The sequence below is a fragment of the Priestia sp. 179-F W1.4 NHS genome, assembly GCF_045369295.1.
Taxonomy (GTDB): Bacteria; Bacillota; Bacilli; order Bacillales; family Bacillaceae_H; genus Priestia; species Priestia zanthoxyli.
Genome location: NZ_JBIQFF010000002.1, coordinates 895,677 through 917,831, shown reverse-complemented (window position 1 = coordinate 917,831; position 22,155 = coordinate 895,677). Strand labels below are relative to the sequence as shown.

General features: G+C 37.7%; 24 protein-coding genes. 13 read left to right on the top strand and 11 right to left on the bottom strand.

What is annotated here, in order from left to right:
- Positions 1-32: 32 nt before the first annotated feature.
- The 6 genes from ACH0CI_RS15130 to ACH0CI_RS15105 form a co-directional block, all read right to left on the bottom strand.
- Positions 33-611, bottom strand: coding sequence for a ferric reductase-like transmembrane domain-containing protein (locus tag ACH0CI_RS15130; protein ID WP_033578121.1), 579 nt, complete (start codon positions 609-611; stop codon positions 33-35).
- Positions 586-1,509: an FAD:protein FMN transferase gene (locus ACH0CI_RS15125; RefSeq protein ID WP_335708174.1), complete on the bottom strand. Its 924-nt coding sequence runs from the start codon at positions 1,507-1,509 to the stop codon at positions 586-588. Before ACH0CI_RS15125 ends, ACH0CI_RS15130 begins: the two co-directional genes overlap by 26 nt.
- 12 nt (positions 1,510-1,521) lie before the next feature.
- Positions 1,522-1,944 (bottom strand): hypothetical protein, encoded by a 423-nt coding sequence (locus ACH0CI_RS15120; protein ID WP_335708175.1) that lies wholly within the window; start codon positions 1,942-1,944, stop codon positions 1,522-1,524.
- 214 nt (positions 1,945-2,158) lie between these two features.
- The gene (locus ACH0CI_RS15115; protein ID WP_034654174.1) at positions 2,159-2,629 is read right to left on the bottom strand and encodes a DUF2178 domain-containing protein; all 471 of its coding nucleotides are present in this window, start codon (positions 2,627-2,629) and stop codon (positions 2,159-2,161) included.
- Positions 2,619-2,837 carry a helix-turn-helix transcriptional regulator gene (locus tag ACH0CI_RS15110; protein WP_013081870.1) on the bottom strand — a complete coding sequence of 73 codons (219 nt, stop codon included), beginning with the start codon at positions 2,835-2,837 and terminating at the stop codon, positions 2,619-2,621. The genes ACH0CI_RS15115 and ACH0CI_RS15110 overlap by 11 nt, the downstream gene beginning before the upstream one ends.
- A 148-nt stretch (positions 2,838-2,985) precedes the next feature.
- Positions 2,986-3,168, bottom strand: coding sequence for a YolD-like family protein (locus tag ACH0CI_RS15105; RefSeq protein WP_013081871.1), 183 nt, complete (start codon positions 3,166-3,168; stop codon positions 2,986-2,988).
- Positions 3,169-3,561: 393 nt separating this feature from the next.
- Here ACH0CI_RS15105 and ltaS point away from each other — a divergent pair, with 393 nt between their 5' ends.
- Complete coding sequence (ltaS, locus tag ACH0CI_RS15100; RefSeq protein ID WP_033578131.1) at positions 3,562-5,490, top strand: lipoteichoic acid synthase; 1,929 nt, start codon at positions 3,562-3,564, stop codon at positions 5,488-5,490.
- A 76-nt stretch (positions 5,491-5,566) separates the two neighbouring features.
- Here the strand turns inward: ltaS and ACH0CI_RS15095 are convergent, their stop codons facing one another.
- Positions 5,567-5,767 (bottom strand): YolD-like family protein, encoded by a 201-nt coding sequence (locus ACH0CI_RS15095; protein ID WP_074893948.1) that lies wholly within the window; start codon positions 5,765-5,767, stop codon positions 5,567-5,569.
- A gap of 229 nt (positions 5,768-5,996) precedes the next feature.
- Complete coding sequence (locus ACH0CI_RS15090; RefSeq protein ID WP_028412118.1) at positions 5,997-6,467, bottom strand: GNAT family N-acetyltransferase; 471 nt, start codon at positions 6,465-6,467, stop codon at positions 5,997-5,999.
- A gap of 111 nt (positions 6,468-6,578) precedes the next feature.
- Between ACH0CI_RS15090 and pdxR the strand changes: the two genes are divergently transcribed.
- The 10 genes from pdxR to ACH0CI_RS15040 all read left to right on the top strand — a co-directional run bounded on the left by pdxR (position 6,579) and on the right by ACH0CI_RS15040 (position 17,013).
- A complete protein-coding gene (gene pdxR, locus ACH0CI_RS15085; protein WP_406901750.1) occupies positions 6,579-7,976 on the top strand; it encodes a MocR-like pyridoxine biosynthesis transcription factor PdxR in 1,398 nt (465 codons plus the stop codon).
- A gap of 134 nt (positions 7,977-8,110) precedes the next feature.
- Positions 8,111-9,046, top strand: coding sequence for a homocysteine S-methyltransferase (mmuM, locus tag ACH0CI_RS15080; protein ID WP_033578133.1), 936 nt, complete (start codon positions 8,111-8,113; stop codon positions 9,044-9,046).
- Positions 9,047-9,384: 338 nt separating this feature from the next.
- Positions 9,385-10,017 (top strand): fumarylacetoacetate hydrolase family protein, encoded by a 633-nt coding sequence (locus ACH0CI_RS15075; RefSeq protein WP_033578134.1) that lies wholly within the window; start codon positions 9,385-9,387, stop codon positions 10,015-10,017.
- 403 nt (positions 10,018-10,420) lie between these two features.
- Positions 10,421-10,882 (top strand): CBO0543 family protein, encoded by a 462-nt coding sequence (locus ACH0CI_RS15070; protein ID WP_033578135.1) that lies wholly within the window; start codon positions 10,421-10,423, stop codon positions 10,880-10,882.
- Between the two features lie 228 nt (positions 10,883-11,110).
- Positions 11,111-11,674 (top strand): ImmA/IrrE family metallo-endopeptidase, encoded by a 564-nt coding sequence (locus ACH0CI_RS15065; protein ID WP_335707609.1) that lies wholly within the window; start codon positions 11,111-11,113, stop codon positions 11,672-11,674.
- A 327-nt stretch (positions 11,675-12,001) separates the two neighbouring features.
- A complete protein-coding gene (locus ACH0CI_RS15060) occupies positions 12,002-13,306 on the top strand; it encodes a CitMHS family transporter (protein ID WP_028412124.1) in 1,305 nt (434 codons plus the stop codon).
- Positions 13,307-13,459: 153 nt separating this feature from the next.
- Positions 13,460-15,049, top strand: a complete 1,590-nt coding sequence (locus tag ACH0CI_RS15055; protein ID WP_335707610.1) for an ATP-binding protein — start codon at positions 13,460-13,462, stop codon at positions 15,047-15,049.
- Positions 15,050-15,076: 27 nt separating this feature from the next.
- Positions 15,077-15,748 carry a response regulator gene (locus ACH0CI_RS15050; protein WP_028412126.1) on the top strand — a complete coding sequence of 224 codons (672 nt, stop codon included), beginning with the start codon at positions 15,077-15,079 and terminating at the stop codon, positions 15,746-15,748.
- 24 nt (positions 15,749-15,772) lie between these two features.
- Entirely contained in the window at positions 15,773-16,741 is a 969-nt protein-coding gene (locus ACH0CI_RS15045) for a tripartite tricarboxylate transporter substrate binding protein (RefSeq protein ID WP_335707611.1), read from the top strand.
- Between the two features lie 134 nt (positions 16,742-16,875).
- Complete coding sequence (locus ACH0CI_RS15040; protein WP_335707612.1) at positions 16,876-17,013, top strand: hypothetical protein; 138 nt, start codon at positions 16,876-16,878, stop codon at positions 17,011-17,013.
- A 74-nt stretch (positions 17,014-17,087) separates the two neighbouring features.
- On the opposite strand, the gene ACH0CI_RS15035 is transcribed toward ACH0CI_RS15040, so the two are convergent.
- Complete coding sequence (locus ACH0CI_RS15035) at positions 17,088-17,960, bottom strand: LysR family transcriptional regulator (protein WP_335707613.1); 873 nt, start codon at positions 17,958-17,960, stop codon at positions 17,088-17,090.
- 140 nt (positions 17,961-18,100) lie between these two features.
- On the opposite strand from ACH0CI_RS15035, the gene ACH0CI_RS15030 reads away from it, so the two are divergent.
- Entirely contained in the window at positions 18,101-19,219 is a 1,119-nt protein-coding gene (locus ACH0CI_RS15030; protein ID WP_028412129.1) for an AbrB family transcriptional regulator, read from the top strand.
- A gap of 65 nt (positions 19,220-19,284) precedes the next feature.
- The gene (locus ACH0CI_RS15025; protein WP_406901749.1) at positions 19,285-20,058 is read left to right on the top strand and encodes a class I SAM-dependent methyltransferase; all 774 of its coding nucleotides are present in this window, start codon (positions 19,285-19,287) and stop codon (positions 20,056-20,058) included.
- Between the two features lie 36 nt (positions 20,059-20,094).
- Here the strand turns inward: ACH0CI_RS15025 and ACH0CI_RS15020 are convergent, their stop codons facing one another.
- Together ACH0CI_RS15020 and ACH0CI_RS15015 are read right to left on the bottom strand one after the other, a co-directional pair.
- Positions 20,095-20,940 carry an ABC transporter permease gene (locus ACH0CI_RS15020; RefSeq protein WP_013081885.1) on the bottom strand — a complete coding sequence of 282 codons (846 nt, stop codon included), beginning with the start codon at positions 20,938-20,940 and terminating at the stop codon, positions 20,095-20,097.
- A complete protein-coding gene (locus ACH0CI_RS15015) occupies positions 20,933-22,138 on the bottom strand; it encodes a quaternary amine ABC transporter ATP-binding protein (RefSeq protein WP_013081886.1) in 1,206 nt (401 codons plus the stop codon). The genes ACH0CI_RS15020 and ACH0CI_RS15015 overlap by 8 nt, the downstream gene beginning before the upstream one ends.
- Between the last annotated feature and the right edge of the window lie 17 nt (positions 22,139-22,155).

Here is a 22,155-nt window from a genome sequence, read left to right as displayed (position 1 = left end):
GAAAAAACGCACTCTATGATAGAGTGCGTTTTTTAGTTTTCCTGAGCTTTTTTTTGGTTCTTAGGAGCTGACTGGTGTTGAATGCGTAAGAAAAGCAAGATTAAAACGATAACGCCAGTGATGCTGTACATCCCAAGAATAAGGGGCTGCTGTGTATCTGTTCCGGAAGTAATGCCGTGATATAGTGCTAGCAAATAGCCTGGAAAAGCAAGAAAATGAATGGCTTTCCATGCTTTTCTCCCAAGCTGTTTTATAAAGTCGGATGTAATAATTAGTACCAATAAAATGTAGAGTGAAATAGTACCAAGACCCGTGCTAATCGGTTTGTAATCGGAAGTGAACGGAATTAAAATGTCAGAAAGTGAAAAATGAACAGATTGATCAAATGATAAAACAAGTCCGTGAATCATGCCAAACAATAACCCAAACCACCCTGATGATTGATGAACCAGCAAAAGCTGTTTTTTTCGTTTTGGTTTAAAAAACGAAAAGCTGTGAGAAATGCCAGCGGCAACCGATACAAACATTAGTAAATAAGAAGTTAAGCCGGCTGCCCGAATGGTGTTCCATACGGGAAAATGAGCACTAAATTGCGCGAGGAGAGTAGCCATAATGGTATACCTGACCTTTCACATGTTTTTCGATTAGTACGTTGCCTTCTTTCGTAACCGCAATTACTTCTAAAGAAGGGTGATGCATTTTAGCTAACCTTAATCCAGCGTCCCAGCCGAGAATAAGTATGCACTTTGCATAGACTTCAGAAATGGTCAAGTCTTCTGAAACGACCGTTACTTGCAGAAGCTCTGATGAACTAGGCTTGCTATTTCTGCCGTCAATAATATGATGGTGAGTGTGTCCGTTCACTTTCCACGAACGCTTGCCTACACTGCTTGTGGCAATACCGCTGTTGCTTTTTACTTTAATGGTCGTGAGATTTTTTGATGCATCAAATGGATGAGAGAGAAAAATGGACCAGTGCTTGCTAGCGGGCCCCCACGTTACAATATCTCCGCCTCCATCGATTGCTCCAAGTGAAGTTCCTTTTTTCTTTAATTGATTCGCCATTTGCTGAATGCTCCAACCTTTTGCGATTCCTCCTAAATCCAGACCGATATTAGAAGCAAGCTGAATACTTCTTATTCCTTTATGAATCATAATAGGGTTAACAGCATCAAAAGCTGCTACTTCTTGAGGTAGCTGATTGTTAGGCAGTTGTTCAAAGCTTTGGTCATATCCTAGAGTTTGAATAGAATGATACAGAAATGGGTTGAAAATTCCGTTTGTCTCATTGTAATAGTAATAGGCTGCTTTTACAGCTTCATACAGCATTTTTGACGGTAGAAATAATCTTCCGTTCAGCGAATTAAGCTGTGAAAGCTCGCTTGTTGGAAGAAAGCGGCTTAGGGTTTCTTCTACAAGATAACACCAGCTCTCTACTTTTTTGATTACAGGTGTTTCAAGCTGATATACATTAAATGTGGTATTCATCGCTTTAAATGAGTAGCTCATTTCATCAAATCCTTAAGAAGGTCTTGTTTGCATAGAAGAATCATTATTGTTGCCCCAATTATCCTCACCACTTGTGGAATCATCGTTTGACCACTGATCTTGCTGATTACTCGAATCATCGTCTGACCACTGATCATCTTCACTGCTTGAATTATCGTCTGACCATTGATCACTTTGTTTGCCAGAACTGTCATTTGACCATTGATCTTGCCCGTTAGTTCCATTGTCCGTATTGGAGTCAGATCCTGAATCTGGAAATAGATCCGTCTCATCTTCCGTTTGAGTTTGCGATGAATTATTGGCGGATGTATCGTTATTTAGTGCTGTAGATGTTGAATTTGTTTGATCATATTTTTGAGAAAGCCCTACAAATGTTGTAAATGCAGCAACGCTCGATAAACCAACCATCCATTTTGTCCATTTATTAGCTGCCATTGATATGCTCCTTTTATCTTTCCTATTTTGCAACTGAACACTGAAGAAAAACTGAAGTGGAAGGTAACATACATCGTTCAATTGTTATAGTTCAATATAGACAGAAAAAATGAAAAGATAGTGAAATAGATGTAGGTTGGATTATTCTCGTAGGGAATTCAGCGAATTATTAGATTAAAAAAAGGTTGTTCTTTTTAGAACAACCCTTTTTTAATCAGCGATAAATCTTACTAATCGATACGTAATAAACCGTTAACTGTACAAGAGAAAGAAGCAAAAGAACGGCAATGGGATAGAAGCTAAAAGAATTAGGTAACAGCGGATAAAAAGCAATTAAGATAGCGCCTATAGGAATAGAAAATAGGAGAAAAACAAAGGCTTTTTTACAAGCTTCTGCTGTTATCATCTTTTCACGTTCATCTTCCTCTGCAAATTCAAAAGGAAATAATAAAGGCGAAACGTTCTTCGTCTTTTTACGCGCTCGGTAGTAAAAAAAGGACACGATTAAAAGCACAATTAAAGAAGCGAAAGAGCCTATAGACATGGTAATTTCCCACGGGGGTTCAGGGTGTGTCATAACTTCACTAAATTGAATATTTAGGCTTAAAAAATCATATAAAAACCAACCTACGCATAGCAGAGACACTACATTCAACAAATAAGATTTAATAACATTACTCAACATTTTTCTCCTCCTTTTGAAGTGTAAAAACATCTTCCATTTTTAATTGAAAGACATCACAAATTGTTAAACCAAGTAGTAGGGAAGGAACGTAATTTCCCTTTTCAATAGCTGCAATGGTTTGGCGAGTGGCTCCAACTTTTTCAGCTAAATCTCCTTGCGTATATCCATGTTTAGCTCTAAGCTCTTTTACGTGATTAATAAGAGTCAATATGATCACCCGCTGCCTTTTTAATAAATTTGTTAAGTTGATTTAACATTATGTAAAGTTAATTTAACATCAATTGGATGATTTTTCAATATATAATGGATAAAAAATACAAAAAAGATCCTAGAAGAATTCTTCAGGATCTTTTTTGTTAATAAATTTCTTTAATGCCAGACAAACGAATGGAAAAAATGTTTTGTTTTTCATCTCGTAGGGAGAGGGTTTGGTCGGTTAGGTTTAAATTTTGGATTTTTCCTTTGAAGGTTTGAAGCAGGCCATTTTCGTAATAATTCACGGTTACATGTTTGTTTTTCTTTAACGCTTTTAAAATCATTTATTCATCTCCTTTCATGTGTGCATCTGTTATGAAAAGAAAGCTGTGGCTTAAGCATAAGAATTTGGAGAATGCTCAAGGCAGAATTATTATTATACAGCAAGATGAGAATAGTTTGTAGATAAATTGTGAAAAAATGCACAAGTTTGCAGTGCGGGTGTTGCAACAGAATACAGTATATGAGGAGAGGAGGGGTTTTATGATAAAAAAGGTGATTTTAGTTTATTTATTTGTGGGTATTAGGTAAACTAGTAGATGAATTTAAAGAATCTATCTATAGTTGTGAAGGCTAGGATTTCATTTAATTTTCATTTTCTATGAGTATAATGATAAAGGTTTTCTATATGTTCTTTGTGAATCTACTCATAAACTAATCGAGAAAGGAAAATCAAAATGAAGCGAATCGTTTCTAAGCCGCTGCACTATTTCATATTAGCCGCTGTTTTAATGTGGATAAAGTCGTATGTGGCTTATAAAACTGAATTTAACTTAGGCGTAAGCGGCGTAATGCAGCAAATGCTGCTGTTTATAAACCCTGTAAGTTCAGTGCTGATTTTTTTAGGAATCGGCTTATTTTTTAAAGGAAAGAAAGCAGGAGCTTGGATTCTTGCAGGCAGTTTCATTATGACGCTGCTGTTGTACAGCAACATTCTCTATTATCGTTTTTTTAACGATTTTGTAACTCTTCCCACACTGTTACAGACAAGTAATGCAGGAAGTATGGGCGGAAGCATTATGGATTTATTAAAAGCACATGATGTTTTTTATTTTGTTGATTTTATTATTTATCTTTTCTTCTTTTTTAGTAAAAAAATTGACTGGCATAATGAAAAAGTATCGGTTAAGAATGCTGTAACCATTCTTTCTTTAGGATTCATGGTTTTTTCTGTCAACTTAACATTAGCAGAAATTGATCGCCCGCAGCTTCTATCTCGAACTTTTGACCGCAATTATCTAGTAAAGTATTTAGGCGCCTATAATTATACGATGTATGACGGTGTTCAGACTGCTCAAAACTCTAAACAGCGAGCTTTTGCAAGCAGCAATGACTTAACGAACGTCGTTAATTTTAAAAACAGTCACTATGCGGAGCCTAATTCCGTTTACTTCGGAAAAGCTAAAGGGAAAAATATTATTAAAATTCATTTGGAATCATTTCAGTCTTTTTTAATTGATTACAAATTAAATGGCCAGGAAGTGACACCGTTCTTAAATTCGTTGGCCCATGGAAATGACTTTACGTATTTTGATAACTTCTTTCATCAAACAGGACAAGGAAAAACATCAGATGCTGAGCTGATGATGGACAACTCTCTATACGGCCTTCCTCAAGGTTCTGCCTTTGTACTGAAAGGAAGCAATACGTATCAGGCAGCACCAGCTATTTTAGATCAAAAAGCTGGCTATACGAGCGCTGTACTGCACGGAGACTATAAGACGTTTTGGAACCGTAACGAAATTTACAAGCAGTTCGGTGTGGATAAGTTTTTTGATGCAAGTTATTACAATATGACGGGTGAAAATAAAATTAATTATGGCTTAAAAGACAAACCGTTCTTTAAAGAATCTGTTCCAATGCTGCAGTCTTTACCACAGCCGTTTTATGCGCATTTAATTACGTTAACAAACCATTTTCCATTTTTACTTGGAAACAATGAGGCAAGCATACAGCCAGCTAACACGGGCGATGCGACAGTTGACCGCTATTTCCAAACGGCTCGTTATTTAGACGAATCATTGCAATCTTTCTTCCAAGAACTGAAAGCTTCTGGGCTTTATGATAATTCTGTGATTATGATTTATGGAGATCACTACGGTATTTCTGAAAATCATAATGCGGCAATGGAAAAAGTAATGGGAAAAGAAATTACGCCTTATGAAAATGCTCAGCTGCAGCGTGTACCTCTATTCATTCACGTTCCTGGAGTAAAAGGCGGAGTTAATCATACGTACGGTGGAGAAATTGATGTTGTGCCAACTCTTCTTCATTTAGTAGGGATTGACAGCAAAGAGTTTATCCAATTTGGTACAGATTTATTTTCTAAAGGTCATGATGATGTAGTAGCGTTCCGCAATGGCAACTATGTATCTCCGAAATATACACTAGTGGATGGAACGTATTATGATTCTAAGACAGGTCAAGCGCTTAAAGAAAATAATCAAATGAAAGCTTATAAACAGAAGGTAGCGAAAGAACTGGAGTTATCTGATCAAGTGCTTTATGGAGACTTACTTCGTTTCCACAAGCTAAAGGATTTCCAAACAGTCGACCCTTCGAAATATATGTACGGGAAAGAAGAAACAGAAACATCAGCTAAATAAAGCTAAAATCAAAAGAACATGATGACTTCTGCAAAGCAGAATGAGCATCATGTTCTTTTTTACTGTAAACTACTCATCAATAAATTTCTTTAATTCCCGATAAGCGAATAGAGAAAGTATTTTGCTGTTCATCTTTTAATGAAAGCGTTTGGTCTGTTAAATCTAGGCGCTGTACTTTTCCTTTAAACGTTTGAAGCAAACCGTTTTTATAATAGTTAATTGTAACGGCCCCGTTTTTTCTTAATGCTTTTAAAATCATTTTCAAAACTCCTTCCATATTTAAAATGTGTATGATTAACGAGCTGTAACATTCATTTTCATTTGCATATTTTTATTATACACAAAAATAGAAAGCGTTTTCACTAAAAGTTTGAACACTTTGTGAAAACTTTAACAGAGAATGTGACAAATACATACAGAAACTGATTTATTTGTCGTATTCATCATAAAACACATTTATGAAAGGAGTGTTAAGAACGTGTTAAAACTTTATGGATGGAAAAATATTATAAGATGTCGTTTGAAATGTCGTAGTGAATCCATTCACCGTTCGTTACATTTCCTCCCATTTTTCTGTAAAGCGTTTGAGCTCTTGTATTATCATAAGCCGTTTCCCAAGACATAGCTGCATACTGATGTTCTTTTGTATACTGGTGACTAATCGAAAATAACTTTTCCCCAATTTTTTGACCTCTTGCTTTTTCAGTAACGTACAAGTCATTTAAAATCGCTACAGGCTTTACACGCGTGGTGCTAAATGTAAAATAAAGCGTTGAAAAACCTACTGCCTCGTCATTTTGAGTCGCGATAAACTGAACGCCAGTATCGGGACGTTGAAACAAGTGATCAATTAAATTTCTCAGCTGTTTTTTGGCAGGCTGAGGGCGCTTGTAAAAATCAACAATGTATTCGTTCATTAATGAAATGAGTGCTTCCATGTCAGCAGCATTAGCTTGACGAATTGTAATAGTAGTCATTAAATCTTCTCCTTTTTAATTAGATGATCTACACTTATAGTAAAAGAAATGTATCCCCTCTAAAAGAGCCAGATTTAAAAAATAAGATAGGGACAGATGAAAGGAGCTAGCGTGAAGTTCACACCATTATTAAACCGAAGGAATGATATGCCTTTATATCACCAGCTATATGAATATATAAAAAAAGAAATTGTATCCGGCAGGGTGAAAGTAAATGACAAACTGCCTTCTATCCGGTCTCTTGCTGATTACTTAAATGTAAGTCGAAATACTGTAGATATGGCCTATCAGCAGCTTTTAGCTGAAGGATATGTAGAAAGCAGGCCCAAAAGTGGACTGTACGTAACGAATACACAGTTTGATTTACTGCAAACAGATAAAAAGCCGACTGTATTTTTACACCCTCACTCAGAAACAAAGTCGTGTACCTATGATTTTCGGTATGGAAAAGTTGATAGCCGTTTGTTTCCCTTGAATGAGTGGAAAAAACGATACAATGAAAGTCTTCAAACTTATAAAGAAGCGCTGTTCACGTACCAAGAAACTCAAGGAGAAGAATCACTGCGAGAAGAAATTGCGACGTACCTTTATCAGTCAAGAGGAGTGGTTTGTTCGAAACATCAAATTATTATCGGAACAGGTACTCAGCAATCGCTCAGTTTGCTAGCGCAGATGTTAAAGCCAAGCATCAGAGATATTGCCTTTGAAAATCCTTGCTATGACGGGGCTAGCTTTGTATTTAAACAGCATGGATTCTCCTTAAAACCTGTGTCACTTAATAACAGAGGCATAGACATCCAAGAGCTTTATGATAGCCAAGCACGCGCTGTTTATGTCACACCATCTCATCAGTTTCCATACGGAATGATCATGCCTGTTTCAAGAAGAATAGAGCTTCTTACATGGGCGAATGACTGCAATGGATTTGTTATTGAAGATGATTATGACGGAGAATTTCGTTATAAAGGAAGTCCCATTCCTTCATTGCAAAGCTTGGATACTAAAGGGCGCGTCATTTATACAGGGACATTTTCAAAATCTTTTATGCCTTCTTTAAGAATCAGCTACCTTGTATTACCGGAAGTGCTTCTAAAGGAATATCATGAACGTTTCTCTTTATACGAGCAAGCTGTTCCAGCCCTTCATCAGTGGACGCTCGGACTGATGATGAAAAACGGAGAGTGGAGTAAGCATTTAAGAAGAGTGAGAACTGCTTATCAACTCAAACACGGTACTCTTTTAGCAGCTTTACAGAAGGAGTTTAACAAAAACATCACGGTGTCAGGAGAATATGCAGGTTTGCATATCCTTGTCCGCGTGCACAACGATATGAACGAACAGCAGTTAATTAACGCAGCTCAAAAGCAAGATGTCTCTGTCTACGGCACTTCTCGTTATTGGCTTACGGAATCACCTCAACAAAAGACTCATCTATTATTAGGTTTTGGAAGTTTGGAGAGAGAAGAAATAGAAGAAGGAATAAGGCGGTTGAAAAATGCTTGGTTATAAGCCTCTCCTCATTTCTTCGATTTCTTGACAAAAGCTGCCTAGTCCTTTAGACTTTTTTGCATATATTTTAAATTATCTGAAAGGAGGATAGGGTAATCGAAGCTAACTGCTAGTGGACAACCCTAGATTAAACAATGAATCCTATCCAACAAATTTTACATACATTTCCTGTGATTGTACTAGATGGTGCAATGGCAACTGAACTGGAGAGATATGGCTGTGATTTGAACGACAGCTTATGGTCTGCAAAAGTGCTTATGGAGCAGCCGGAATTGATTAAGAGAGTGCATCAAGATTACTTTGCAGCAGGAGCTGACTGTGCAATTACTGCAAGCTATCAAAGCACGTTTGAAGGTTTTGCAAAACGTGGTTTAAGTGAAGCAGAGGCGCGCGAGTTAATTCAAGCATCTGTAAAAATTGCGGCTGAAGCAAGAGATGAATTTTGGCAGCAAGAAGAGAATTGTCTTAATCGCCCAAAACCAATTGTCGCCGCTTCGGTAGGTCCTTACGGAGCATTTTTAGCAAACGGATCGGAATATACTGGACAGTATGACGTAACAGAAGAAGAGTTAATGGAATTTCATCGTCCTCGTATGAAAGCATTAATTGAAGCAGGAGCAGATGTGTTAGCTTGTGAAACCATTCCTAATCTAATGGAAGCAAGAGCCATTGCGAGGCTGCTAGAAGAATTTGAAGGAGCGTACGCATGGATTACGTTCAGCGCAAAAGATGACCTGCACATTAGCAGCGGAACATTAATCTCGGAGTGTGCACGCTATCTGGATTCCTATAAGCAAGTAGCAGCTATTGGAGTTAACTGTACGCCGCCTCAATATATTTCTTCACTTATTAAAGAAATTAAATCTCAAACGGATAAGCCAGTCATTGTGTATCCAAATTCAGGAGAGCATTATGATGCTGAATCTAAAACATGGAACGGGACATCTGCAGGCGAAACGTATGGCTGCAGCGCTCACAGCTGGTATGAAGCAGGTGCTCAGTTAATCGGAGGGTGCTGTCGCACAACTCCAGATGATATCAAAGGCATCACAAAATGGGCTAGAAAATAACGGATTGAAAAAAAGAGAATGTGAGAAAAGCTGTTTCGCTAACCTTAAACACGAACGATCTATCAAAAATAGATAGTTCGTGTTTTTTTATGGTCATGGTGAACGTAGGTTTCGTGTGCGCAGTTCCTTCTAGCTGTTGGCTGGAGGGCAAGGCGAAGACTCTCGCGGAAAGCGGAGCCTTGCACGGAAATCCACAGAGGTGTCATAAGCAGTCCAGCTCATTTATTTCCTTTTTCCATCTTTAGATTGAATTCATTTTGTTATGTCTCAATTTCTTTTTTCTTGTAAAATAAAAGAATACAAGTTGAAAAATCTTTATTTGAACGAAAGAAGGGATGATGAAAGTGAAAGATATTAAAAATATTTATTGTGTGGGCCGAAACTACGCACTGCATGCAAAAGAATTACATAATGATATTCCAACATCACCTTTTTTATTTTCCAAACCTACTCACGCTCTTGTTGAAGCAGCTGGACAATCAATCACTCTTCCTCGCGACCAAGGAGAGGTGCACTTTGAAACCGAACTGATTCTTCATATTGGACAACTTTACAAAGAAGGCATAACAGTGGATGAACTTGTTGACGAGATGACGATTGGATTAGATTTGACGCTTCGGGACGTGCAGAGCGAATTAAAACAAAAAAAGCACCCTTGGCTGCTTGCAAAAGGATTCAAACATTCAGCGGTCGTGGGAAACTTTATTCCGTTTGAAGGAGTAGAAGCATCTAAGCAGAAAGACTTTTCGTTAGTGAAAAACAATGAACGCGTTCAGCTGGGAAATATCAAAGATTTGATTTTTGACTTACAAACGATTATTGATTTTACAGGAAAACATTTTGGTCTTGATAAAGGAGATCTTATTTTTACAGGTACACCTGAAGGAGTAGGTCCGCTTTCACATCAGGATCATCTTTCACTTAAATGGGGGCAGCAAGAGCTTGGTTCTTGCATCGTTTCCCTTCGTTAACAAAAAGAGCTTGAAACAAAGGTAGTTTAGTTGAAGGAAGATCCGAACGGTGAATCGAGATTCTTGATAGAGAATCCAACCCGTTCGGATTTTTTATTGCGATAGTGAATGTAAGTTATATATAGTTGCTTCTAGCTGTTGATTGGAGGGCAAGGCAAAGACTCCGGCGGGGAAAGTGGAGTGGCTGAGACCCCGCAGAAGGGTAAGTAAAGTTTTGAACGGAAATCAACAGCGGTGTGCCAAGCAGTCCAAAACATTTATCTCAGTTCGTATTTAGATTGGCTTGACTTCGTTATGTCTCCATCTCTTTTTTTATGAAGTCTTAATTTTTTAGCCTTCAGAATGAATTTAATATCCAATGGGAAAGCTGTTTCTATCTCCTTTAGAAAACGAGGTCCTCAGCATGGTGCTCTTAATCTTTACAACGGTGATTTCTATTTTGAGTGTACTAGTCATGCCAAAACGTATCAGCTGGATAGAAATGTACACAACTTCTTTGTTTGTTATGTTTTTAGGATCGGTAGCAGATATATATCTTGATGTTAAATATAATCTTTATGGCTTTTTTAAAACAGGAGTAGATTTTGAATATCTTTTAGTCTTTATTTTTATTTATCCTGCGACGAATAGTGTATTTTTAAATTTTTATCCTGGGAGCAAGAGTTTGGCTAAAAAAGCTTTATACATTACAGTGTGGGTAATTCTTACAACACTGTTTGAATACATTTCTGCCCAAACAGAAGTGTTTTATTATAACGAATGGAAGACGCTATACTCGTTTTTTTGCTATCCTTTTCTTTATATAGCAATGGCTTTAAATTTAAAAATGATACGCAGGCTCCAGGTTATCGATAAGCAAAAATAGAAATAAAAAAAAGTAATGATAGATCATAAAAAAATGATATTTTATTAATGGCTACATATGTAATATAGTAAAAATAGAAAATAAACGAGGCAGCATATAAGCAGGGTTAAAAAACATCAAAACGGGAATCTTGACATTAACTTCATGTTTTTAACCATGTATTGTGAATGAATATACTTAATGCTAAATAATATGTTGTAGAAGGAATTTAGTAAAGGAGGCAAGAAGATGTTTAAGCGTAGTGAAAAAATCCAAATTCATGGCGTAACGTTTCATGGAGTCATGAGTGCGAAGCAAAAAGCGGCCCTGCACGAAATTGCTAATGTAACAGACGAAAAAGACTGGTATGGGCTAAAAGGTGTGTATTGCTTAGGCAGTGTAAAGGTGCAAGGAAAAGATGTGTTAGGTGTGTACTATGGCCAATTTAATGATAACCTTCCAAAAGAGAAGCGCAAACTTCAGTTTGAAATTGACTATATTAAATATACAGTAACTGAATGTCCCATTGTCTTTATCGATACAACAAAAAACAAAAAGCCTCATCAATTTGCTTTTATCATTCTGCATGAATTAGGCCATCATGTGGATCGTATGACAAATGGAACGCTTTTAAAAGAAGGAAATAGAACGCAAGAAATGTTTGCTAATACGTATGCCTTAGAAAAATATTCAAAAATAGAAAAGTTCCAAACAAAGAAGTTAAAAAAGATTCCATTTTTAGAGGAATCTCTTACTCAGTGGAATAAAACTCCTCATCCTGGAGCGTATTCTCTTAGAGTTCAAATTGAATAATTCACGAGAATAGTTCCTCTCTCTCCGTTTTTTATTTTCCTACCTTTTTCCTCTTCCTGTCTTTTATCCTCCCAATGAACAAAAAGGATTTAATTACCCATAAAGTTTTAAAAGTTTTTATAGTACGAATTATTTACACTATACCCTCCTGTAAATTATGATTATTTTAAGAAAAAACAGAAAATTTTAAAGTTTTAAGGTACAACTTAATAGTGAACAAGCGATGTTGTAATCGTATAGACGAACTGGCATACATATGCGAGTCATACATACAAACGAATCGCTTCCACTGTTATGAAAGCGGATTCAAAAATAGGAGGGGTAATAATGTTAGCTATTCTTGGGTTTTTGATGGTTTGTACATTTATGTTTCTGATTATGACAAAACGATTAACGCCGCTTATTGCTTTAATGGTTATTCCAGTATTGTTTGCAATCATAGGGGGATTCACAAGCGGTATTGGAGAAATGGCTTTAAATGGTGTAAAGGAATTAGCACCTACAGGCGTTATGTTAATGTTTGCTATTTTATATTTTGGGATTATGATTGATGCTGGTTTGTTTGATCCAGTTGTAGGAAGAATTTTGAAAATTGTAAAAGGTGATCCACTAAAAATCACAATTGGTACAGCTATTTTAGTTCTTATTATCTCATTAGACGGAGACGGAACAACAACATATATGATTACGCTTTCAGCGATGCTTCCGCTTTATAAAAAGCTAAACATGAAGCCAATGATTTTAGCCTGTATCGCCATTATGGGTAGTGGAGTTATGAACTTAACACCTTGGGGTGGACCTACTGCTCGTGTGATGAGTGCATTGAAGTTAGATGCTTCACAGGTGTTTACACCACTGATTCCAGCCATGATTGGCGGAGCTGTTTGGTTGTTATTCACGGCTTACTATTTCGGGAAAAAAGAGCGCCAGCGCTTAGGTGTTATTGATATTCAAGACGTTACAAATGCTCAAGTAGCTTTTGCAGAAGCAGCAGCCGCTGAAGGAATCGAGTACAAGCGTCCGAAGCTTTTATGGGTAAACTTTGCTTTAACAGCTCTATTATTAGTAGGACTTATCACAGCAGTTATGCCGCTTCAAATTCTATTTATGATTGGATTTGCAATCGCTATCATGATTAACTATCCAAATTTAGAAGTTCAAAAAGAGCGTATCACAGCACATGCTGGTAATGTACTTGCTGTTGTGTCTCTTGTATTCGCAGCAGGCGTATTCACGGGTATTTTATCAGGTACCAAAATGGTAGATGCAATGGGTAATAGCTTAGTAGGATTAATTCCAGATGCGTTAGGGCCTTACATGTCTGTGATTACTGCCATCACAAGTATGCCATTTACATTCTTTATGTCAAATGATGCTTACTACTATGGGATTTTACCAATTATTGCTCAAGCAGCTTCAGCATACGGTATTGATGCTGCAGAAATTGGCCGTGCTTCATTGATTGGTCAACCTGTTCACTTACTAAGTCCTTTAGTTGCTTCTACGTATCTATTGGTCGGTATGGCAAAAGTCGAGCTTGGTGAATTTCAGCGCTTTACTTTAAAGTGGACGATTGGAACAGCTATGGTGATGCTTTTAGTAGCTATTATTACAGGAGTTATTACGCTGTAAAAATCAGGAAACTAAAAACTTATCAATTCCGCTTTTGGGATTGATAAGTTTTTTTGTCTAAAAAGCTTTTGGAATAAGGAGCGGATATACAAAAAATTTTGATAAAATAAAAGAAGAATAGAACTATAAGGTAAAGGCTAAAGGTGCGATGAAATGAAAAAATGGTTTCAAGTATCGCTGCAAACAAAAATCGTAGGTTTATCCGCAGCATTAATCATAACTGTTATTGTTCTTTTAGCGAGTATTTTCTCTTACATGCAGTTTGTAGAATCTAAAAGGCAAGCCGAGCAGCTGGCTCTTCAAGCAGCCAAATCAATATCATTTATGCCGGAAGTCAAAGCTGCTTTTCAAAAAAAGCAGCCGAGTCGATATATTCAGCCGCTTGCCGAGCAAGTGAGGGAACAAATCGGAGCAGCAAGTATTGTGGTTCAAAACCGTGAGCAAATCATCTATTCTCATGCTAATCAAAAATGGATAGGAAAGAAAAACAAAGAGGCGGTTAACGATAGAGCACTATTATTCGGCGGATATTATACGCTGGACGGAGAGGGAACCACAGGTCCTGCTATTATGGGGAAAGCGCCTATTGTCATCAGTCACGGAAAGTATACGGAAGTCGTGGGAGTGGTGACGGTTGAGTTTTTAAAATCTCATGTTCATGCTCAGCTCATTACGCGTATTCAGCAAATTATCCTATTTTCACTAGCTGTTTTATTGCTCGGTATGATCGGGGGTATTTTTTTAGCTAAAAGTATTAAAAAAGATACTCTTGGTCTTGAACCCCATGAAATCGCTTCTTTGTACCGTGAACGAAATGCAATTTTACTTTCGATAAAAGAAGGAATTATTGCTATTGATCATCAAGGCTTTATTACGATGATGAATACATCAGCTAAAAATATGCTGGGGTTACAGACGGAATATTTACATCATCATATCATTGAAGTATTTCCTTATACGAATATGATTGAAGTGCTAGATACGGGAATAGCCCGAAGCGACCAAGAAATTTTTTTGAATGAAAAAACGTTTATCTTAAACTTAACACCCATTATTGAACATCAGCGAATTGTAGGAGTGGTCGCTAGTTTTCGTGATAAGACAGAATTAAAAAGCTTAATCAATACGATTTCAGAAGTACGAAAGTATTCAGAGGATTTACGAGCTCAAACGCATGAGTTTACGAATAAGCTGTATGTTTTGTCGGGTTTGCTGCAGTTAGGGCAGTACAAAGATGCATTGGAGTTTATTCAAAAAGAATCAGCCGTACACCAAACGCAAAATCGTATTCTATTTGATCAGATATTAGATTCTAAAGTTCAAGCAATATTGCTTGGGAAGATTGGAAAAGCATCTGAAAAGAAAATTCATTTTTCGGTTGATTCGGAGAGTACACTCGATACGCTCCCAGAACATATTGAAATTTCTCATCTCATTATCATTATTGGGAACTTAATTGATAATGCATTTGAAGCCGTGAGTCAGCGGTCTAAAAAAGAAGTGTCGTTTTTTATTACCGATATTGGTCATGATTTAATTATTGAAGTGATGGATAACGGACCCGGTATATCAGAAGAAGTACTAAATCAAATTTTCACAAAAGGGTTTTCAACCAAAGGTACAGACAGAGGGTACGGACTGGCAAATATAAAGAAAATGGTAGATGAACTTGGAGGATCTATTGAAGTGTATAACCAGCCAGAAGGAGGAGCCATTTTTTCAGTTTACCTTCCAAAAAACTGAATCATGAGAAGTAAGGGGAGAGTCGAAATGTTACGAGTCGCAATTGCAGAAGACGATTTTCGAATTGCTCAAGTTCAAGAGCGATTTTTATTAGAAGTAGATGGTGTAGAAGTCGTAGGCAAAGCGTTGAATGCAAAAGAGACGCTTGAAATGCTAAAGGAGAAGAAAGTTGATTTACTTCTTTTAGACATCTATATGCCAGATGAAATGGGAACAGATTTACTCCCAAAAATCAGAGCACAGTTTCCACAAGTTGACGTTATCGTGGTAACGGCTGCAACAGAAAAAAACATTGTAGAAATCTGTTTGAGAAACGGCGTCGTTAATTATTTGATTAAGCCGGTTATGATGGAATCCTTCATTAATGCTATTAAACAGTATCAAGAGAAAAAGGAACTGTTTAGTACGCATGAAGAAGTTGATCAATCATTTATTGATGCGTACTTTGGACATGTCAGAACAAAGCCAAAAGCGGATAAATCTCTTCCTTCAGGTATTGATGGTATCACATTACAAAAGTCAAAAGACATTTTGAAAAGCATCAAAGGAATTACGATCGAAGAGATGGGGCAACACATGGGAGTATCTAGAACGACAGCTAGACGATATTTAGAGTATCTAGTATCAACCGGTGAATGTCACGTTGAATATGATTATGGGATTATTGGAAGACCGGAGCGCAAGTACTATTTAGCGTAGCATTAGCCTTGAAGGATGGTATATATGATCAAAAAGCTCATGATAGTGTTTATAAGTGCATTGCTTGTTAGCTGTTCTACTCCCTCTAAAAAAGACCGCATTAGTATGGAAAAAATTGAAATTGTGGCAGCCGGTGCAAAAGGCGGAGGAGCAGATGCAACAGTAAGAGCCATTCAACAAGTGCTAACGGAAAAGAAGATTGTGAAGGTACCCGTTTCTGTTAGTAATAAAATAGGTGGGCAAGGTGAAGAAGGATGGAAATATATTAAACAGAGAAAAGAAGGAAATATTGTTTCCGGGAATTCCAGTTTGCTGATTACAAATAATTTGCTAGGGCAAAGTCAATTAACCTATAAAGACTTTACTCCGCTCGCTATTTTAACATCTGAATGGGAGGTCATCGTAGTTCCTGTTAACTCTCCTATATACAATTTAAAACAGCTCATACACACGTTAAATCAAAGTGAATCCAGTATGAAAGTGGGAATATCACCTCGATTAGGAAACGACGATCATTTATCGTTCATGCAGCTAAATAAAAAAGCAGGCGTAGACTCTTCCAAGCTTGAGTTTTTCGTTTATAACAGCAGTCATAAAGTAATTGATGCGCTCGTTCATCATCAGCTAGATGTAGCACCCATGTCATTATCAGAAGTAAAAAAGCAGTATGAACAGGGGCAGGTAAGGATACTCGCCGTTTCTTCTCCTAAAAGGCTAGAAGAGCTAAAAGAGATACCGACGTGGAAAGAAGCGGGAATTGACGTAACGTTTAGCCATTGGAGAGGTCTAATGGGACCGTCTAATATGACCAAAGAACAGGTAGCATATTGGAATAAGGCCGTGTATGAAATGGTTCATACAAAAGAATGGGAACAGCTTCTTAAAGATAATGATTTAACCTCTTTTTATAAAAATAGCAGCGGTGCTAAAGTCTTTCTTGAGCAGCAAAGCAAGCTGTATTCTGACTTAATGGGCGGAGCAAATGATGAATAAATACAATAGAAAAAGGTTGGGACAAAAGGATTTTAGATGGAGTGAAAAACGAACCATTGATTAAAGTTTTTAATTCTTGGTTCGTTTTTTTGTTGTGGTAAGTGTAGTTTCATCTGTTTCGTTCCTTCTAGCAGTTGATTGGAGAGCAAGACGAAGACTCCTGCGGGAAAAGCGGAACAGGTGAGACCCCACAGGAGCGTGAGCGACGAGGAGGCTCACCTGTCGCCCGCGGAAAGCGAAGTCTTGCACGGAAATCAACTGCGGTGTCTTAAGCAGTTCCGCTCATATATCCCATTTGTTCGTCTTTAGAATTAGATTCATTTCAGTATGTCTCAACCTTTTTCTGTCAGTGTACATCTTTTAAATCCAAGTTTTGAATGAACTCAATAAAAGCTTTTACAATGTTAATTTTTAAGGAGTCCTCATGATAAAACATCCATGTGCTGCGCGTTAAAGGTACTTGATCTTTAGTTTTTAACGTGTATCTGTAAATCTCTGCAGCATCGTCAAGCAGCATACTCGGCAAAATCGCATAGCCCAGTCCGTTTACAACCATCTTTTTACATGTTTCTGCTTTATCTACTTCAATGCTGACAAGGGGAGGCTGAGAGTAATTTTCAGCCCACCAGTTATCAACGGATGTTTTTAAAAAACGATCTTGATGATAATCAATTCGAGGTAGATTGGGAAGATTGTTTATGTCGACAGGCTGTGCAGACGCAATGCAAATTGTTTCTTTAAAAAGCAGCTCTTTTTGATCTTGCCAGTTATAATCACCTTTTACAAACGCAATATGAACATCGTGCTTATAAAGCAGATGAGCCATGTCGCTGCTCCATCCGGTTGTGACTTTGAATTCAACATCAGGAAACCGCTCTTTAAATAAGCGCAATAGCCCAGGGAGCTTGTAGTCAGTGAAAAAATTAGACACTCCTAGACGTAAAGTACCGGTTAATTGATCATCCATGTTTAACACATTTTCTTTTATTTTTTGGAGAGTGAGCAGCATGTCTTCTGCGCACTTCACTAAATATTCTCCCTGCGGTGTAAACTGAACTCCGCGGCGCCCTCTGTTCACAATCTGAACATGAAATTCCTTCTCCATCTGCTGCAGTCTATGCGTAAGCGCAGGCTGAGATATAAACAGCTCCTTGGCTGCTTTTGTAATGTTTTTTTCTCGATACAACACTTGTAGAATAAGCCAATCTCGATCGTCCATACTATCCCTCCAGAAATAAAAAAAATGAATGGTTTATAATAAAATTTCGATATTTTAATTATCTCTAAAATTATACTATAGTTAAGAAGAAGAATGTTCGGTGTAAGAAAGAAAAGCCTTGTAGAAGGAAGGAAGTAGGTATGAACGCAAGAGTTGTTTTTTTACAATCTATATTTTTTATTCTATTAACAAGCGTGGGAGGATTTCTTTTATCGTTAACAGGCTTATCCATTGGCTGGATGCTTGGGACTCTCATTTTAGCTGCTATTCTAGCTTTTCGAAAGCCGCGTTTTTTATCTCAAACAAGCAAAAAAGGCATTCCAAAATATTGGCTGTACGCTGGACAGTGCATTTTAGGGATTGAATTAGGTCAAAAGATTAACTTATCTGTGGTGACTACGTTTCAATCTCACTGGTCCACCATTACGATTATGCTTTTGCTGTCCGTTGTTTTTTCTCTTTTATCCGGTTATTTGCTATGGAAGTTCAGTTCTACAGACTTATTAACAAGCTTTTTCGGTACGACTCCGGGTGGAATGAGCGCCATGCCAGGCATGGCTGAAGAAGTAGGAGCCAATACGGCAGTTGTAAGCATCATTCAAACGATGCGCGTGTTTTTAGTTGTGCTTGCTGTTCCTTTATTTGTAGTCTATTGGGGAAGTAATACAGGACGGCATGCAGTGTCCGTTACCCCGAGTGTTTTTGAGTGGGGATCACTGTTGTGGACAGGCGTTTTAATTGTTACAGCAGTAGTCGGCTATTATATAGGGAAAAAACTAAAATTTCCTGCTCCTTGGTTAGTAGGAGGGATGCTTACTGTTGCGATTGTTCAAACAGCTGCTTCATCGTACGTAGGGTATAATCTTCAAGCATACTGGCCTCATTCTGTAATGATTTTATCGCAAATTTTTATTGCTTCAAGCATCGGTTCTCGCTTTCATAAAGAAATGTTTATTGGGGTAAAAAAAATTATGGTTGTTGCGCTTATTAATACAATCGGCTTAATCGCCGCTATGTTCGTATGTGCACTATTCGTTTCCAAAATAACTGGAATTGAGCTTATCACGTCTATTTTAGCGTTTGCTCCTGGAGGCATTGCAGAAATGGCGACTACATCCATTGTACTGCAGGCTGATTCGACGTTAGTAGTAGCGGTCCAAGTGCTTCGTATTTTAACAATTTGGCTGCTTCTGCCTCCGCTGTTTCGCATGTTTCATCAGTGGGGAGAAAGAAAAAGAATACATTCACACGTTTCATAATAAATATGTGAATGCACTAGGTAGAGTAAGAGAGAGTTTTAAAGAGGGAAATGGGGGGAGAATAGATGAGTAATAAAGAAATGGTGGTCAGTCAGTTCGGGGGGAATGCCGGAAAGTATGTCAAAAGTAAAGGTCATGCAAAAGGCAAAGATTTAGCGGTTTTAGCGGAAATTGCTGAAGAAAATAGAGGAGGAAAGCTGCTTGATGTAGCGACAGGAGGAGGACACGTGGCAAATAAGCTAGCACCTGTCTTTCAAGAAGTAACCGCTTTTGACTTAACTCCTCAAATGTTGCAAAGTGCTGAAGGCTTCATTAAAGAAAATGGTCATGAAAATGTATCGTTTGTTCAAGGAGATGCTGAGGATATGCCATTTCAAGATGACGAGTTTGATACGGTAACGTGCAGAATTGCACCGCACCATTTTCCTAATATTAAACAGTTCATCAAAGAGGTATACCGAGTGTTAAAGCCAGGAGGACAGTTCTTGCTCATTGATAATGTAGCACCGGAAGTGAATGCTTATGACGAGTTTTATAATCGAGTTGAAAAGATAAGAGATCCAAGCCATTATCGTGCTTATAAAAAAACAGAGTGGCTTTCTATGCTTGAAATGCAAGGATTCCGTACAGAAGTGCTGACAACTTTTCCAAAGCGCTTTTTATTTGATGACTGGTGTGCGATGATGAATGTTCCCCAAGAGACAAAGCGTGAGCTTACTCAATATATGCTGAATGTACCAAGCGGATTTAAACAGTTTTTCGAAATCAAAACGAATCAACAGGGAATTGAATCGTTTCAAGGAGAAGCAATCTTTGTAGCGTGCTACAAACATAAATAAAAAGAAGCCAACTCCGGTGAGTTGGCTTCTTTTTATTTATGCTCGTTGGTTTGAACGATTTCCAAAATATTGCGTAATACGGTCTAAAATAATTGCTAAAATAACGATTGAAATTCCAGCTTCAAAGCCCGTGCCGACTTCAAGTCGCGAAACTGCACGATATACTTCTGCACCAAGTCCCGGAGCACCTACAAGAGAGGCAATAACGACCATTGAAAGAGATAGCATGATGCTTTGGTTAATTCCTGCCATAATTGTTTTTGTAGCTAATGGAAGCTGTACTTTAAATAATTTTTGTTTTGTTGTTGAACCGTAGGCATTTGCTGCTTCTACTAAGTCAGCGGGTACTTCACGAATACCTAGGTTCGTTAAGCGAATCGTTGGAGGCATTGCAAAGATAACAGATGAGATAACACCTGGCACCACACCAATTCCAAAGAAGAAAAGTGCTGGAATCAAATACACAAATGCCGGCATCGTTTGCATAAAGTCTAAGATTGGCGTAATAATCCGAGCTGTCTTTTCGCTTTGAGATGCCCAAATGCCTAGCGGGATTCCTACTATAATTGAAATTAATACGCTTGTTAAAACGAGGGCTAGTGTGTCCATTGTTTCTTGCCAGTAGCCAAGATTAAGAATAAATAATAGACCAATCATCGATAAAATAGTAAATGACCATTTTTTACTTGAAAACCAAGCAATAATTCCGACAATTAAGATTAAAATTAATGCTGGTGGAAAGGTTAGCACTAGTACAATAAAACTTACAATACCATCGACAATAGCTGAAATAACATCAAAAAAACCTTTGATATTATCATTTAAAAACGTGACAAAATGGTCAATCCAATTGCCAACGGGAATTTTAGGAATACTATTCATTTACGTTCACCTCATTACTATCAGTACCGGCAAGTGCTTCAATCACTCGCTCTTTTTTAATGATGCCGCGCAGACGATGGTTTTCATCTACAACCGGTAGCGGGAAACGGCTGATAACCATTTTGTCGTACAAGTTTTCTAGTAGCGTATCTGTCGTAACAGTCGGAATATCCGTATCTAATACGTCTGCTGTCAGTTTATCTTGTTTAATGGCGCGGCTGATATCATCTGCCGTTACAACTCCTAGAAGAGTTTTTTTCTTGTCTACGACGTAGATGCTTGAATAACCAGCTTCTTGCATAATTTTAAGAGCCACGCGCGGACCGCGGTCTACGGTAATGGATTCGGCACGATTCATCACGCTTTCAGCTGTGTATACTTTAGCTACATTAACGTCTTCGACAAAGCGCTCTACATAATCATTGGCAGGGTTTGTCATAATTTCTTCAGGTGTTCCTACTTGAACAACACTGCCGTCTTTCATTAAAACGATGCGATCTCCGATTCGAAGAGCTTCATCAAGATCATGGGTAATAAAAATGATTGTTCGCTCCATTTTTTCTTGAAGCTCCAGCAAAAAATCTTGCATGTCTTTACGAATAAGCGGATCTAGTGCACTGAATGCCTCATCCATTAATAAAATGTCAGGGTCATTGGCAAGTGCTCGAGCTAGTCCGACGCGCTGCTGCATACCGCCGCTCAGTTCACCGGGATATTGATTTTCGTATCCTTTTAAACCTACTAATTCAAGCGCTTCTTTTGCTTTCTTTTCGCGTTCGGCTTTTGGTGTACCTTGAACTTCTAATCCGTATTCTGTGTTATCAAGAACCGTACGGTGAGGGAATAAAGCAAAGTTTTGGAAAACCATGCTCATTTTTTTTCGGCGCATGTCGCGAAGTTCCTCTTTGTTCATTTTTACTACATCGTCACCGTCTAAAATAAGAGATCCAGATGTTGGTTCAACAAGGCGGTTAAACATGCGAACTAAAGTGGATTTACCGCTTCCAGACAGGCCCATAATGACGAAAATTTCACCGGATTTGATTTCGAAGTTTGCTTGATTAACTCCAATTGTCATTCCTGTTTCTTCTAGAATTTCTTTTTTTGTTTTTCCTTTTTGAAGTAAATCAATCGCTTTTGACGGATTCTTACCAAACACTTTGGTTATATTTTGTACTTTTAATTTTACGTGTTCCATATGTCCACCTCAATTGT

Excerpts from the sequence above, each read along its gene's own strand:
- ACH0CI_RS15130 (WP_033578121.1), bottom strand. The coding sequence starts at position 611 with ATGGCTACTCTCCTCGCGCAATTTAGTGCTCATTTTCCCGTATGGAAC.
- ACH0CI_RS15125 (WP_335708174.1), bottom strand. The coding sequence starts at position 1,509 with ATGAGCTACTCATTTAAAGCGATGAATACCACATTTAATGTATATCAG.
- ACH0CI_RS15120 (WP_335708175.1), bottom strand. The coding sequence starts at position 1,944 with ATGGCAGCTAATAAATGGACAAAATGGATGGTTGGTTTATCGAGCGTT.
- ACH0CI_RS15115 (WP_034654174.1), bottom strand. The coding sequence starts at position 2,629 with ATGTTGAGTAATGTTATTAAATCTTATTTGTTGAATGTAGTGTCTCTG.
- ACH0CI_RS15105 (WP_013081871.1), bottom strand. The coding sequence starts at position 3,168 with ATGATTTTAAAAGCGTTAAAGAAAAACAAACATGTAACCGTGAATTAT.
- ltaS (WP_033578131.1), top strand. The coding sequence starts at position 3,562 with ATGAAGCGAATCGTTTCTAAGCCGCTGCACTATTTCATATTAGCCGCT.
- ACH0CI_RS15095 (WP_074893948.1), bottom strand. The coding sequence starts at position 5,767 with ATGGAAGGAGTTTTGAAAATGATTTTAAAAGCATTAAGAAAAAACGGG.
- ACH0CI_RS15090 (WP_028412118.1), bottom strand. The coding sequence starts at position 6,467 with ATGACTACTATTACAATTCGTCAAGCTAATGCTGCTGACATGGAAGCA.
- mmuM (WP_033578133.1), top strand. The coding sequence starts at position 8,111 with ATGAATCCTATCCAACAAATTTTACATACATTTCCTGTGATTGTACTA.
- ACH0CI_RS15075 (WP_033578134.1), top strand. The coding sequence starts at position 9,385 with ATGAAAGTGAAAGATATTAAAAATATTTATTGTGTGGGCCGAAACTAC.
- ACH0CI_RS15070 (WP_033578135.1), top strand. The coding sequence starts at position 10,421 with ATGGTGCTCTTAATCTTTACAACGGTGATTTCTATTTTGAGTGTACTA.
- ACH0CI_RS15065 (WP_335707609.1), top strand. The coding sequence starts at position 11,111 with ATGTTTAAGCGTAGTGAAAAAATCCAAATTCATGGCGTAACGTTTCAT.
- ACH0CI_RS15060 (WP_028412124.1), top strand. The coding sequence starts at position 12,002 with ATGTTAGCTATTCTTGGGTTTTTGATGGTTTGTACATTTATGTTTCTG.
- ACH0CI_RS15055 (WP_335707610.1), top strand. The coding sequence starts at position 13,460 with ATGAAAAAATGGTTTCAAGTATCGCTGCAAACAAAAATCGTAGGTTTA.
- ACH0CI_RS15050 (WP_028412126.1), top strand. The coding sequence starts at position 15,077 with ATGTTACGAGTCGCAATTGCAGAAGACGATTTTCGAATTGCTCAAGTT.
- ACH0CI_RS15045 (WP_335707611.1), top strand. The coding sequence starts at position 15,773 with ATGATCAAAAAGCTCATGATAGTGTTTATAAGTGCATTGCTTGTTAGC.
- ACH0CI_RS15035 (WP_335707613.1), bottom strand. The coding sequence starts at position 17,960 with ATGGACGATCGAGATTGGCTTATTCTACAAGTGTTGTATCGAGAAAAA.
- ACH0CI_RS15030 (WP_028412129.1), top strand. The coding sequence starts at position 18,101 with ATGAACGCAAGAGTTGTTTTTTTACAATCTATATTTTTTATTCTATTA.
- ACH0CI_RS15025 (WP_406901749.1), top strand. The coding sequence starts at position 19,285 with ATGAGTAATAAAGAAATGGTGGTCAGTCAGTTCGGGGGGAATGCCGGA.
- ACH0CI_RS15020 (WP_013081885.1), bottom strand. The coding sequence starts at position 20,940 with ATGAATAGTATTCCTAAAATTCCCGTTGGCAATTGGATTGACCATTTT.
- ACH0CI_RS15015 (WP_013081886.1), bottom strand. The coding sequence starts at position 22,138 with ATGGAACACGTAAAATTAAAAGTACAAAATATAACCAAAGTGTTTGGT.